General features: G+C 35.3%; 18 protein-coding genes and 1 pseudogene. 15 read left to right on the top strand and 4 right to left on the bottom strand.

The genetic code is table 11. The features are described from left to right. Nucleotides 1-160 precede the first annotated feature (160 nt). From AC3EMB_RS22795 to AC3EMB_RS22785, 3 genes are all read left to right on the top strand, one after another. Nucleotides 161-1,366 carry an argininosuccinate synthase gene (locus tag AC3EMB_RS22795; protein ID WP_000412315.1) on the top strand — a complete coding sequence of 402 codons (1,206 nt, stop codon included), beginning with the start codon at nt 161-163 and terminating at the stop codon, nt 1,364-1,366. After that, entirely contained in the window at nt 1,363-2,751 is a 1,389-nt protein-coding gene (gene argH / locus AC3EMB_RS22790; protein WP_053563557.1) for an argininosuccinate lyase, read from the top strand. The genes AC3EMB_RS22795 and argH overlap by 4 nt, the downstream gene beginning before the upstream one ends. A 102-nt stretch (nt 2,752-2,853) precedes the next feature. Continuing rightward, a complete protein-coding gene (locus tag AC3EMB_RS22785; RefSeq protein ID WP_053563558.1) occupies nt 2,854-3,207 on the top strand; it encodes a DUF3139 domain-containing protein in 354 nt (117 codons plus the stop codon). 44 nt (nt 3,208-3,251) lie between these two features. Here AC3EMB_RS22785 and AC3EMB_RS22780 read toward each other — a convergent pair whose 3' ends face one another. Beyond that, the gene (locus tag AC3EMB_RS22780) at nt 3,252-3,431 is read right to left on the bottom strand and encodes a hypothetical protein (protein ID WP_000342760.1); all 180 of its coding nucleotides are present in this window, start codon (nt 3,429-3,431) and stop codon (nt 3,252-3,254) included. A 95-nt stretch (nt 3,432-3,526) separates the two neighbouring features. On the opposite strand from AC3EMB_RS22780, the gene AC3EMB_RS22775 reads away from it, so the two are divergent. Further along, the gene (locus AC3EMB_RS22775; protein WP_095690143.1) at nt 3,527-4,222 is read left to right on the top strand and encodes a hypothetical protein; all 696 of its coding nucleotides are present in this window, start codon (nt 3,527-3,529) and stop codon (nt 4,220-4,222) included. 41 nt (nt 4,223-4,263) lie between these two features. Here the strand turns inward: AC3EMB_RS22775 and AC3EMB_RS22770 are convergent, their stop codons facing one another. Further along, complete coding sequence (locus AC3EMB_RS22770) at nt 4,264-4,722, bottom strand: universal stress protein (protein WP_001066672.1); 459 nt, start codon at nt 4,720-4,722, stop codon at nt 4,264-4,266. A 147-nt stretch (nt 4,723-4,869) separates the two neighbouring features. Between AC3EMB_RS22770 and AC3EMB_RS22765 the strand changes: the two genes are divergently transcribed. From AC3EMB_RS22765 to AC3EMB_RS22725, 9 genes and pseudogenes are all read left to right on the top strand, one after another. Next, nucleotides 4,870-5,661, top strand: a complete 792-nt coding sequence (locus AC3EMB_RS22765) for an SDR family oxidoreductase (RefSeq protein WP_095691524.1) — start codon at nt 4,870-4,872, stop codon at nt 5,659-5,661. Nucleotides 5,662-5,874: 213 nt separating this feature from the next. Continuing rightward, complete coding sequence (gene ald, locus AC3EMB_RS22760; protein WP_001219401.1) at nt 5,875-7,008, top strand: alanine dehydrogenase; 1,134 nt, start codon at nt 5,875-5,877, stop codon at nt 7,006-7,008. 141 nt (nt 7,009-7,149) lie between these two features. Then, complete coding sequence (locus AC3EMB_RS22755) at nt 7,150-7,551, top strand: hypothetical protein (protein WP_488517285.1); 402 nt, start codon at nt 7,150-7,152, stop codon at nt 7,549-7,551. Between the two features lie 44 nt (nt 7,552-7,595). Beyond that, nucleotides 7,596-7,928: a cupin domain-containing protein gene (locus tag AC3EMB_RS22750; RefSeq protein ID WP_000450933.1), complete on the top strand. Its 333-nt coding sequence runs from the start codon at nt 7,596-7,598 to the stop codon at nt 7,926-7,928. Continuing rightward, the gene (locus AC3EMB_RS22745) at nt 7,925-8,713 is read left to right on the top strand and encodes a GNAT family N-acetyltransferase (protein ID WP_000736718.1); all 789 of its coding nucleotides are present in this window, start codon (nt 7,925-7,927) and stop codon (nt 8,711-8,713) included. The genes AC3EMB_RS22750 and AC3EMB_RS22745 overlap by 4 nt, the downstream gene beginning before the upstream one ends. A gap of 2 nt (nt 8,714-8,715) precedes the next feature. After that, the gene (locus AC3EMB_RS22740; RefSeq protein ID WP_001100204.1) at nt 8,716-9,060 is read left to right on the top strand and encodes a DUF6176 family protein; all 345 of its coding nucleotides are present in this window, start codon (nt 8,716-8,718) and stop codon (nt 9,058-9,060) included. Between the two features lie 72 nt (nt 9,061-9,132). After that, complete coding sequence (locus tag AC3EMB_RS22735) at nt 9,133-9,588, top strand: GNAT family N-acetyltransferase (protein WP_000703677.1); 456 nt, start codon at nt 9,133-9,135, stop codon at nt 9,586-9,588. Between the two features lie 337 nt (nt 9,589-9,925). Further along, nucleotides 9,926-10,066 (top strand): annotated as a pseudogene (locus AC3EMB_RS22730) (anti sigma factor C-terminal domain-containing protein); the annotation flags it as partial. Nucleotides 10,067-10,129: 63 nt separating this feature from the next. Then, nucleotides 10,130-10,336: a hypothetical protein gene (locus AC3EMB_RS22725; RefSeq protein WP_001248905.1), complete on the top strand. Its 207-nt coding sequence runs from the start codon at nt 10,130-10,132 to the stop codon at nt 10,334-10,336. 13 nt (nt 10,337-10,349) lie between these two features. Here the strand turns inward: AC3EMB_RS22725 and AC3EMB_RS22720 are convergent, their stop codons facing one another. Beyond that, entirely contained in the window at nt 10,350-11,177 is an 828-nt protein-coding gene (locus AC3EMB_RS22720; RefSeq protein ID WP_095690146.1) for a DUF2785 domain-containing protein, read from the bottom strand. 94 nt (nt 11,178-11,271) lie between these two features. Here AC3EMB_RS22720 and AC3EMB_RS22715 point away from each other — a divergent pair, with 94 nt between their 5' ends. Together AC3EMB_RS22715 and AC3EMB_RS22710 are read left to right on the top strand one after the other, a co-directional pair. Continuing rightward, nucleotides 11,272-11,646 carry a hypothetical protein gene (locus AC3EMB_RS22715; protein ID WP_140155676.1) on the top strand — a complete coding sequence of 125 codons (375 nt, stop codon included), beginning with the start codon at nt 11,272-11,274 and terminating at the stop codon, nt 11,644-11,646. A 20-nt stretch (nt 11,647-11,666) separates the two neighbouring features. Further along, complete coding sequence (locus AC3EMB_RS22710) at nt 11,667-12,032, top strand: DUF3221 domain-containing protein (RefSeq protein ID WP_088024373.1); 366 nt, start codon at nt 11,667-11,669, stop codon at nt 12,030-12,032. A gap of 29 nt (nt 12,033-12,061) precedes the next feature. Here AC3EMB_RS22710 and pepQ read toward each other — a convergent pair whose 3' ends face one another. After that, complete coding sequence (pepQ, locus tag AC3EMB_RS22705) at nt 12,062-13,159, bottom strand: Xaa-Pro dipeptidase (RefSeq protein WP_000994037.1); 1,098 nt, start codon at nt 13,157-13,159, stop codon at nt 12,062-12,064. Nucleotides 13,160-13,238: the final 79 nt, after the last annotated feature.

Genomic DNA, 13,238 nt, shown 5'->3' with positions numbered 1-13,238 from the left:
ACCCCCGTTTTCCTGCTTATATTGTACAGAAAAACAGAAAGAAGTTCGACGAAATTGTTTGAAAAAATTTGAAAATGACTCTTGATACATTTTGTGAAAGGTGGTAAAGTGTGAATTATTATAAAAGAAAATGAATATTTATTCTTTAGGGGGATGCAAAATGGAGAAGAAAAAAGTTGTATTAGCATATTCCGGAGGTCTTGATACTTCCGTTGCAATTAAATGGTTACAAGAGAAGAATTATGATATTATCGCGCTTTGTTTAGACTTAGGGGAAGGTAAAGACTTAGCATTTGTAAAAGAAAAGGCACTTTCAGTAGGTGCAATTAAATCATATATGATTGATGTTCAAGAAGAATTTGCAAACGAATATGCATTGATGGCGATGCAAGCACACACATTATACGAAGGGAAATACCCTCTTGTCTCTGCATTATCTCGTCCGCTTATTGCGAAGAAATTAGTAGAAATCGCAGAACAAGAAGGCGCAACTGCAGTTGCACACGGATGTACAGGGAAAGGAAATGACCAAGTTCGTTTTGAAGTTTCTATCCAAGCATTAAATCCTTACTTAGAAGTGATTGCGCCTGTACGTGAATGGAAATGGTCACGTGAAGAAGAAATTGCATATGCAAAAGAAAACGATGTACCAATTCCGATTAATTTAGATAGCCCGTTTTCAATCGATCAAAACTTATGGGGACGCAGCAACGAATGTGGAATTTTAGAAGATCCATGGGCAGCGCCGCCAGAAGATGCATATGAGATGACATTGGCATTAGAAGATACACCGAATAAACCAGAGTTTGTAGAAATTGGATTTGAAGCAGGCGTACCGACTACTTTAAATGGCACTGCATATTCACTTGCAGAATTAATTAAAACGTTAAATGCGCTTGCTGGAAAACACGGCGTTGGACGTATTGATCACGTAGAAAATCGTCTTGTCGGTATTAAATCTCGTGAAGTATACGAATGCCCAGCAGCAATGACGTTAATCACTGCGCATAAAGAGTTGGAAGATTTAACACACGTAAAAGAAGTAGCACATTTTAAACCAGTGATTGAACAGAAAATAACAGAACTTATTTATAATGGTTTATGGTTCTCGCCTTTAAAACAAGCGCTTCATGCATTTTTACAAGAAACGCAAAAGAATGTAACAGGTACAGTGCGTGTGAAATTATTTAAAGGTCATGCGATTGTAGAAGGACGTAAATCTGAATACTCTTTATACGATGAAAAATTAGCAACATATACTGCTCAAGATGAATTTAATCATGATGCAGCAGTTGGATTCATTTCATTATTCGGTTTACCGACGAAAGTATACAGCCAAGTGAATCAAAAGAAGGTGGAAGCGTGAGCAAACTTTGGGGCGGACGTTTTACAGAAGAAGCGGAAGCATGGGTTGAAGAGTTCGGAGCATCCATCTCCTTCGATCAACAATTAGTAAATCAAGATATAAAAGGAAGTATTGCGCACGTCACGATGCTAGCAAAGCAAGGCATCGTTACGAAAGAAGAGGCAGAGAAAATAAAGATAGGTCTTCAATATTTATTAGAAGAAGCGAAACAAAATAAATTGCATTTTTCGGTTGAAGCTGAAGATATTCATTTAAATATTGAAAAGATGTTAATTGAAAAAATCGGTGAAGTAGGAGGGAAACTTCATACAGGCCGAAGTCGTAACGATCAAGTGGCGACAGATATGCATTTGTATTTAAAAGAAAAGGTAGAACATATTATAAAAGCTACAAAACAATTGCAAACTGTTCTTGTACATCAAGCAGAAAATAACATTGAGACAATTATGCCTGGCTATACGCATTTACAGCGTGCCCAGCCGATTTCATTTGCTCATCATATTCTTGCTTACTTTTGGATGTTAGAGCGTGATGTGAATCGTTATGAAGATTCATTAAAGCGTATTAATATCTCCCCATTAGGAGCAGGAGCGCTAGCTGGGACGACATTCCCGATCGACCGAGAATATAGTGCGGAACTTCTTGGGTTTAATGGAATCTATGAAAATAGTTTAGATGCAGTAAGTGATCGTGATTTCATACTGGAGTTTTTAAGTAACTCATCTATGCTTATGATGCACTTATCACGCTTTTGTGAAGAACTTATTTTATGGAGTAGCCAAGAGTTTCAATTTATTGAAATGAGCGATCAATACGCGACAGGAAGCAGCATTATGCCGCAAAAGAAAAATCCGGATATGGCGGAACTAATCCGTGGTAAAACAGGCAGAGTATACGGTAATTTATTCAGTTTACTTACAGTAATGAAAGGATTACCACTCGCTTACAATAAAGACTTACAAGAAGATAAAGAAGGAATGTTTGATACAGTCAAAACAGTAGAAGGATGTCTTCATATTATGGCGGGCATGCTTGAAACGATGACTGTAAACAAAGAAAAAATGGGGCAAGCTGTGACGCAAGATTTCTCCAACGCAACAGAAATTGCCGACTACTTAGCAAACAAAGGACTACCATTCCGCCAAGCTCATGAAATTGTTGGGAAGTTAGTGCTACATTGCACACAAAAAGGAATTTATTTATTAGATGTCCCGCTTGAAACATATCAAGAAATGAGCTCTTTATTTGAAGAAGATTTGTATGAAGTTCTTTCACCATATGCGGCTGTAAAGCGTCGTAATAGTGCTGGTGGGACAGGGTTTGAACAAATCAAAAACGCTTTGGAGAAGGCGAAGGGGTTAACGAAAGAAGTTATTAGGAATTGAGTTGGAAAGTACGCTAGTCTGTTAAAGTCTAGCGTACTTTCTTTTTATCGGCATTAAAGTTATGATATAGTCAAAGATTACAATTAAAGGTCAGGGGAATCTATGAAAAAAATAATATTTATAGTCGTACTATTAATCAGCTTACTTGCAAATGCTAAAGTATTTCTCTTGGACAAATATTTGTCTGTTGGTGAAAAAGAGAAGCAAGAGGAAGCGATTATCGCAACGATGTGGCATTTGCAAGAGAAAGGATATAAAGAAAGTGATATTTTATATATAAAACCGGCCTTTTATAGCAAAATGGATTCGTATGGAATGAATGTGCAGTTTAAAGATGAACCAAATGAATCATATACATATAGAGTTTTAAAAGATGCGAAAACAAATAAACTAACTGTACACCAAGATAGCAATGAGCCAGGTGGTATGGGCGGGAAGCATCAAGAGCTTAAATAAAGAAAGAAAACGACTGATGGCATTCGCCTGCAGTCGTTTTTCTTTTAATCATACTTATGTCGATCTTCCGTAATTCGAATATACTCAATATCCATCAAATCACGAAGCAATGCACCATTACTTAGTTCAACGCCATGTTTCTCTTTAAAATGAGTGCGAATCGTATCTAGCATTTCAATTTCTTTTCCGTTCACGTCTAAAATAATGCGTTCAGAATCATCCATATAGCATCCTCCTTTTTTACACATATATATTTTGTCCGTCTATTTCTAAAAAATGTATGTTAACGTAATGTTAGGAAATAAGAAAGGGATGAAAAATGAGACGTATTTATTTTATAGGGCTAATTTTGTACACGCTAATTGTATTGCATGTTGCATTCCCAAACGTATTTTCATTTGGAAATGTAGAAACAGTACATGTTGCGATATTTATCTTTTCTCTATTTGTAGTAGATTGCTTTATTTCTATATGGCTTTCGAAAAGAAAAGATATACAAGGTAAAAAAGAAATGGAACGGAAAAAGAGAAAACGTTCATTTTGGATGATGACGTACTGTTTGTCTTTAGTGCTTACTGCTGCTTTTTTTAGTGAGCATATTCCATTAGAAAGATTAAATATTGGATTTGGAGCGTTCGTATTCGCATACTATTTTTTTATGCACTTTCTTCCTTATATGAAAGAAAAGCGAGGAGAAGAGGAAGACCCACTTGTAGAAGAAGCGAGAGAACAAGAGCATAAGAGAATAGAAGGGGATATAAAGAAACTTGGAGAACAAAAATGGTATTTAAAATCAAAAATCATATATGTTCTTTGTTTCATTACGCCGCCAATTGGCTATTTGTACGTCTTCTTACTTCGTAAAAAAATGACAGAAGATGCAAAGCAAACGTATTTAACAGTTGCGACAATCATGATGGCATTATGGTCTTTGAAGTTTCTGCCGCCTTATGTATTGGCGATTACCGTTGTTGTCGTAGCATGTCTTGTGTTTATAGTGAAGTTGATAAAATGAAAAACACCAAGCCTATGTGGACTTGGTGTTTTATCTGTAAATTAAAGATCACCTTGCTCCTCATCACCACGAACAACAAGGACATCGCATTTCGCATAGCGAATAATATGTTCAGAGACGCTACCGATTAGGAAGCGTTCAACAGCATTTAAACCAGTCGCACCACACATAATTAAATCTACTTTATGGTTTGGAGCGATTTCTTTTGAAATTTTAGATTTAGGATTACCAAATTCTAATACAGTTTCAATTTTTTCAAGACCAGCTTCAAGCGCAGTTTTTTTGTAGTCTTCTAATAAGTCTTCTGCAAATAGATTTGCACGTTCAGCAATTGCACGGCTATAAGCCTCTACTGCTGAGTACGCTTTTACATCAACGATATGGGCGATTGTTAATGTTGCATTGTTGCGCTTTGCGACTTGAATTGCTTTTTTAAAGGCTTTTTCTGCTTCTTTAGAACCATCCACCGCGATTAAAATATTTGTATATGTATTATTCATAGTAAATTCCTCCCAATCTGTTTTATAACTGTTTACAACTTAATTATAAAACAAATTTTGGTAACGTGCTTGCCAGAAACGTTACAGAATTTTGAAAACTCTGTTTCAATTCATTTTAGTTGTAATTGGAGCGAGAACTTGTTACATATGAAGTATAGCAATTTAAAAGGGGGCAGTTTTGTGAGACATGCGCTCATTACAGCCGGTACGAAAGGTTTAGGAAAGCAAGTAACAGAAAAGTTATTGGCTAAAGGCTATTCAGTAACAGTAACGTACCATAGCGATATCACCGCTATGGAAACGATGAAAGAAACATATAAAGATGTGGAAGAGCGTCTACAATTCGTGCAAGCAGATGTCACGAAGAAGGAAGATTTACATAAAATAGTAGAAGAAGCGATGAGCCGTTTTGGCAAAATTGACTTTTTAATTAATAATGCTGGTCCATATGTATTTGAACGAAAAAAGTTAGTTGATTATGAAGAAGATGAATGGAATGAAATGATTCAGGGAAATTTAACAGCGGTATTTCATTTATTAAAACTTGTCGTTCCGGTCATGAGAAAACAGAACTTTGGCCGTATTATTAATTACGGATTTCAAGGGGCGGATAGTGCACCGGGATGGATTTATCGTTCAGCTTTTGCAGCGGCGAAAGTAGGACTTGTTTCATTAACGAAAACAGTTGCTTATGAAGAAGCGGAGTATGGTATTACTGCGAACATGGTATGTCCTGGTGATATTATTGGCGATATGAAAGAGGCGACTATTCAAGAAGCACGTCAGCTAAAAGAGCATAACACACCGATTGGTAGATCTGGAACAGGTGAAGATATTGCAAGAACCATTTCGTTTTTATGTGAGGAAGATTCCGATATGATTACCGGTACAATTATTGAAGTGACTGGTGCAGTGGATGTTATTCATAGACATCGATAGAATAAAATAAGATGAAGTTTCAAATAATTGGACAGTTTATCCATTGTGCTGAGAGGTGCGGATAATACTGTCTTTTAATATAAAATTAAATCTATCGGAAAACTTGTATTATTTTTTGTCAAATATTGAGATATTATGTTAAAATATAAGAGCGTAGAAAGCGCTTTAAAAAATGATTCAGGGGTCATTTCATAACTCAAGGGGGAACTAATCATGCGTATCGGTATTCCAACAGAAATTAAAAACAATGAAAACCGTGTGGCAATGACGCCAGCGGGAGCAGTACATTTAGTACAAAATGGTCATGAAGTTTTTGTTCAAAAAGGAGCAGGTTTAGGATCTGGTTTTACGGATGAAGAATACGTACAAGCTGGTGCGAAACTTGTAGAAACTGCTGAAGAAGCATGGAATCAAGATATGGTTATGAAGGTAAAAGAGCCAGTAGCAAGTGAATACGGCTATTTCCGTGAAGGTTTAATTTTATTCACATACTTACACTTAGCTCCAGAGCCAGAATTAACGAAAGCATTAATCGATAACAAAGTTGCATCAATTGCATACGAAACAGTACAATTAGACAATCGTTCTTTACCATTACTTGCACCTATGAGTGAAGTAGCTGGTCGTATGTCTGCACAAATCGGTGCACAATTCCTTGAGAAAAACAAAGGCGGTAAAGGTATTTTACTTGCAGGCGTTCCAGGGGTAAAACGCGGCAAAGTAACAATCATCGGCGGTGGTCAAGCTGGTACAAATGCAGCTAAGATTGCAGTAGGTTTAGGTGCAGATGTAACAATCATTGACTTAAGTGCAGAACGTCTTCGTCAATTAGATGATATTTTCGGTAACCAAGTAAAAACATTAATGTCTAATCCATACAACATTGCAGAAGCTGTTAAAGAATCTGACCTTGTTATTGGAGCAGTATTAATTCCAGGTGCAAAAGCGCCAAAACTTGTAACTGAAGAAATGATTCAATCAATGGAACCAGGTTCTGTCGTTGTAGATATTGCGATTGACCAAGGTGGTATTTTCGAAACAACTGATCGTATTACAACTCATGACAACCCAACTTACGAAAAACATGGCGTTGTTCATTATGCAGTTGCTAATATGCCAGGTGCGGTTCCGCGTACGTCAACTCTTGCATTAACAAACGTAACAGTACCATATGCAGTACAAATTGCGAACAAAGGCTATAAAGATGCTTGCCTAGGCAACTCTGCATTATTAAAAGGTATTAACACATTAGATGGATATGTAACATTCGAAGCAGTTGCAGAAGCTCACGGCTTACAATACGCTGATGCGAAAGAGCTACTTGAAAAAGCTCCGGCTTTATCATAATAGAAATACATTTGAGGCCTTCCTTTTCATAAGGAGGGTCTTTTTTATATGGGGAAATAACATGTGAATAATTGTTATTTATTGGTGTAAATCGATTTTTATTATGATAATTTAGAATTATATAATAAAAGAGGGGATTCAATGGGGAGTAAAAAAAGGAAGCAAAAGCAAGCTAAAAGACAAAAGTACATAAAGAAAAAACAGAAACAGAACATACCTTTTTCACAAAAAGTAGTCATTATGATAGAAAAAACATTCCGGTATATTTGTATGGCTCTGTATGTAATTTTGTGTATGTATTCATTTGGAGTGCTTTACAGTTTTGGGATAACTCCCAATATTATTGAGAGCATTCTAGAATTTATACTTGTTGTAATAGAATTAGCCTTATTCGTTATACTCTTTGCTACAGTATGGCCTAGTCATGAAAGTAAAAAAGATAGAAAAAGAAGCAAAAAATCTTCATACGCTTCAAGCTCATCAAGTGGATTCGGTCACTACAGTAGCAGTGATTGTAGTAGCTCAAGTGATGGGGGAGATTAAGTTAATTTTTCAGAAGAACGACTAACGAAAGGATGGGATGAAATATGGAAACTGTGAACTTAATAGAATTAACAAAAGACATTCAAGATCAACATAAAAACTTCGTCGTTTCAAATATAAACAGTCATTGTTTACGAATCGCTGTATTTACTGGTGAATATGATTGGCACTATCATTCTAATTCGGATGAATTATTTATTGTGCTAGAGGGAGAATTACTTATTGATTTTGAAGATGGAGAAACAGCGGTTTTAAAGCCAAATGATTCTATTTTAATTCCAGCATGTACGATTCATAGAACGAGAGCATTAAAGAGAACGGTAAATCTTTGTTTTGAACATATAGAGGCTGATACGATTAAAGTGGAGCAATTATGAAAAAATTATCTGTAGCCGATTATAGAAAAGTTCTTCCGGTTTTAGAAGGTAATACAAGAACGACGACGTTTGCTTATGCGGTATGTGATCAAATGATAGATGGCGAGGTTTTTATAAACGGGCAATTAACAGCAGGATTAATTATTACAGCTAATGGTATCTATTATTTATTTGGTGATACGGATGATCAAAATTATAACGAAGAGTTATTTTCATATTTAAAAACGGCTATTGAAAAAACAGAGAAGAGATTTACACTGTTCACTTCGAGTGAAGAGTGGGAAATGATGATAGAAGAGCGTTTTAGTAATGTACTTCGGAACATCCCGCGAATGAAATTTCAAAGCGTAACCTTTGAAGAGAGTCAACGAGATTTTAACAAAAATACATATGAAGTGAAGCGTATTGATAGAAGAGATATAGAGCGCAGCAGTGAATTTAAAGAGGAGTACTACAAAGAGTATTGGGGATCAAAAGAAACGTTTTTGAACAGTGGTTTTGGATTTTGTATAGAACAAGATGGGATAATTGTAGCTGAATGTGTCTCAATATTTAGCGGGAATGGTTTTGCTGAAATAGATATTGCAACACATGAAGCGCATCAAGGGAAAGGATTAGCTCAAGCTGTTGCGACAAGGTTCATTGAACATTGCATGCAAAATGACATTATACCGAGCTGGGATTGTTATGTAGACAATATTCCTTCGCGAAAATTAGCTAGTAAATTAAGTTTTTATCATCCAATAGAATATAGTTTGTTTGTACGTAAGAAAACGGGGGAATAAAAATGAATGTAGAATTAACAAGATTTAAAGTTAAGCCTGGTAAGAGTCATCGAGTAGATGAATGGATGCAGCTTCTTAATGACAATTTGAAAGAAGTGCTTTTGACATTAAACGACGAAAAAATGTACGTTGAGACAATTTTCCGGGAAATAAGAGATGGAGAAGAGTACTTATATTGGTATTCTGTGCAAGGAGAAGGTGGTATTTTTGTCGAAAATTCGCATCATGAAATTGATAAAAAGCACTTAGCATTTTGGTATGAATGTATCGATGAAGAAGCACCGTCTATTGATATGAAAACAGAAGTTGTTATGATTCAAGATGTTGTGAAGGAAGCGATGAAATAATAGATTGTTATTTTATAACCGTAAAATGATCTTCTTTTTTGTTGGAATATATATTATTGGAGATGCTGTAGGATGAAAATTAGTAATAAATATATCACTCTCGGTGAAATAGAAATAATAAGAGAACCTTTAAATAAATTACATGAATATCATAATAATAAATCAAAACATTTTTCTGGTGATTATCCAAGAATGACATTTGAGGAACGTATTGAAAATTATAAACAGAATTCAAATTACGGAGAATATAGAATTGAATTATTAGTTGAGGCGGAAACAGATGATATATTAGGGTTTTGTATAGCGTATAGTAAAAGTGTAAGCGGAAAGATTGAAGTTTTATTCGTTGATGAAAAATACCGAAGAAACGGATTTGGCTTAAAATTAATGAATAGTGCAGTGGAATGGTTTAAAGCGAAGAAGATAGATGAAATTGAATTAACAGTAGTGTATGGAAATGAAGCTGTATCGTTTTATGAAAAGTTGGAGTTCTATCCTCGTTCAATTATTATGGCAACTAAGTCATAACGATAGTATGGGGAGAGAGGAGTGGGTGTTTTTGCTTCAAAAAAATGATTCATATTTTACTAAAATATATGTGAAAAGCGCATCAAAATGGATGTGCTTTTTATTATGAAAAAATTTATAAAAGCTGCATTTGAATATCTTTAAGTGAAAATAAAGAGGGATATCGAGAATATTTTAGGATAAACTATAAAGTGAAACTTTAATCAGTGGAGTGGTTCATCCCCCACTGATTATCAGCCCTCACCAATCGGGCTTTTACGGGCAGTCCGCCCCCCACCTAATTTCTTTGCTTCCGCTGAATTTTGATGTGGGGTCTTACTGCCCGTTAATGCGGGATAAAGAAATAAAAAACACCAAACCAAAAGACTTACCAATATACGGTATAGTCGTAACAGGAAAAACAGAGGATTTACAAAGTTTACAAGGGTCACCGTATATTAAGGCTGCTGTAAGAGGTGTAACAGTTGAGAAATATTGATTACAAGTAATTAATGTGAATAATCAGAAAATTTATGTTATAATATGGGAAAAGGAGGTTTATATGAGGCAAATACATGGAGCAATTTATATTTACATAACAATGTTTTTCGTGGCGATATCCTATGGATTGGGGCACGTGTATTCGCATCCTATACTAACTTTTTTAAGTGGAGCATGTATGGCGTTTGCGCTTCTTGTCCACCTTTTCTCAGTTTGGATCGTGAAATTTCAATTAAATATTAGTGAAATAGAAGAAGGCACTTTTTGAGTGGCCTTCTTTTTTAATAATATTTTGGAAGCTCTTGTAGCAATTTTTCAATTTCGAATTCGGTTTCTTCACATATAGAAAGTGTGCGTAGTCTGAAAAATAAGCTACGTAAGAAAGATTTTGTATTTCCATATAAAAACTCGTACGATTCAATAGGTAGTGCTTGTTTTTGGACCGGTAATTGAGCTACTAAGTCACGAAGGGCTAATATGAGTATTTCTTCTTTCAGGCCATTTTGCAGCATTGCGACAATCGGATAAACGAGACGCTCGTCTTCTTCGTATTTATAGTAAATAGAATGGACAAAAACTTTGTTTAACAAAGTTTTTAATATCTCTTCGTAATGTAAAGTTTCTAATTTAGGACTATGAACAAGCGCCTCAAATGTATCGGAAGCATGTGCGATACTATGTGCCCAGCCGTGGTCTTGCACATATCCGCGGAAATCATGTTCATTGTTCATATATAGAATTAATTGATCTTTTACAGTTAAAATATCATTCTGTGATAAGAAATTATGAGTTGTATCTGCATCTATAATGAGCGCAATTAATAAGGTCGTAAATGCACGAGTAAATACAGCATCTTCATCATCTGAATGAATCTTATACAATAAATATTTTTCACCGATGCTTTCTAATAATAGTTTCTGTAATTGTGTGTGTGAAAGGTAGCGATTTTTGATGAGATGATAAAAAGTAGAGTAGATGAGTTTGTCCCTTAAGTAGCTATCAGTAACACCGATATGTTCAAGCATACTGGAACTTAAAGAATCAATATGAAGTGTGTTATCTATGATGTAATTATTATTACGAATTTCTTCTAACTGTTGTTGTAACATATAAACCTCCTATTTTAGAAAATTCTGTATTTTTATAATATAATAAGAGGAAGAAATAGACAATAAATAAGTGCATTTGAATGGAGGGGGCATTATGAAGAGAGCATTATTCTTTTTTATTAGTATTTTCTTTTTAGGAAGCTGTTCCATTTCGTATGTTAATTTTTCTAGCGAGAGCAAAAGTTGGACTGGACAATATAAAGGGCATATTAAGGATGACAGTGAAGATGGAATGTTTACGTTTCAGTACAAGGGCGGAGATGGGAATACAGAATTTAAAAACTTAGAGATTGCTATTAATGGAGCCTTTAGTACAATGACACAAACGTCAGAAGTTCATAAAGGAGCAAGGGTTGAAATAAAATCTTCTTGTGTAAGTTGTGCACCTCTATCTAAAGATGAACCGATAGAAGTTGTAATTAAATGGAATGATAAGTATGAGGAGAAGATGGTGTTAAATTTGAAATAGCCTAAAGTAAGGAGTTAAAAATGAATAGGCATATGAAAATTGTTATGTTTTTAAGTGTATTTCTAGTCATATTATCAGCTTGTACTACAAAACAAGTAGAGCAGGTAACGGTAAAAGAAGTCCCTAAAGAAGGGTATATCATATTAAGAAATGACACGGTATTTTTTGCCGATGATAAAACGTTTAACATAAAAGTAGAGTTGCAAAATTATATAGAACAACAAATGAATAAAGAGCATCCATCACATATAGTCTTGAGCTTTAAGGACAAAGACGCATATAAACAGTTAAAAACAGGGGATAAAATAAAAGTATGGTTTTCTCAAATACTTGAAAGCTATCCAGCAAGAATGATTGTAGAGAAATTTGAAATAGTAGAGGAATAAAAAAAGGCAGCATTCACGCTGCCTTTTTATTATTTTACAAATTGTAATTCTTTCGGGAATTTCGTTAAAATTTCTGATCCGTCTTTTGTAATGTAAATATCATCTTCAATACGAACGCCACCTACGTTTGGTACGTAAATACCAGGTTCGATTGTGAAGACCATACCTTCTTTTAATGGAGACTCGTTACCAGCTTTTACATCTGGATATTCGTGTACGCTAATTCCAAGTCCATGACCAAGTCGGTGCGGGAAGAAGTCTCCGTAACCTGCATCTGCGATAACAGAACGAGCAGCGTTATCGATTGCGCCAAGTGTAACACCTGGTTTACATGCTTCAACTGCTTGTAGTTGTCCAGCAAGTACAGTGTTGTAAATGCGAGTTTGCTCTTCAGAAATCTCACCGAATGCTACTGTACGTGTAATATCAGAGCAATAACCTTCAATGATTACACCTAAATCAAATAGTACGAAATCACCGCGCTTCATTTTGTTTGCGCCAGGAATACCGTGTGGAAGAGCAGAGTTTGCACCCGCTAATACCATCGTATCAAATGACATCTTATGTATGCCTTTTGTTTTTAATTCGTGTTCAATAATTGCTAATACTTCTAGCTCGCTACGGTTTTCTTTAATTGCATTTACACCAACTTCAACAGCGTAGTCCGCCATTTTAGCTGCTTCGCGTAAAATAGAAAGTTCTTTTTCATCTTTAATTAAACGAAGTTCGCGAACTTTCTCCTCAGCTGATTTGAAAGCTGCATTTGGGAATAATTTCGTTAATTCTTCGTAGCGCTCTACGTTTAAATGTTCTTTTTCAATTGCAACTGCATTTGCATTGATGCCGCGGTCTTTAATTGCTTTTGCAATCATATCCCATGGTCTGTCAGTATCAGTAAATCCGATAATTTCATGTGCCCAGCCAGCGTTACGTGCTTGACCTTCTTCCATTTTAGGACAAATTAAAATAGGTTCTTTTTCTTGGAATACAAACATACCAAGTAATCTTTCATGCGGTTCACAGTGGAAGTTCGTCATGTAGAAGACGTTCGGTGTAGAAGTTAAGAACGCAGCTTCTACGTTTTTTTCTTTTAGCCATTGCATTAAATTTTCTAATCTAGCATTCATCGATTGGCACCCCCGAGATATTTAATTACAAATATAACTTTAACTCGGAAGAAAGCGTTATGACAAGTAAATAGATGTT

The organism is Bacillus sp. LQ16, from assembly GCF_057784645.1.
This window is presented reverse-complemented; position numbering and strand designations above follow the sequence as displayed.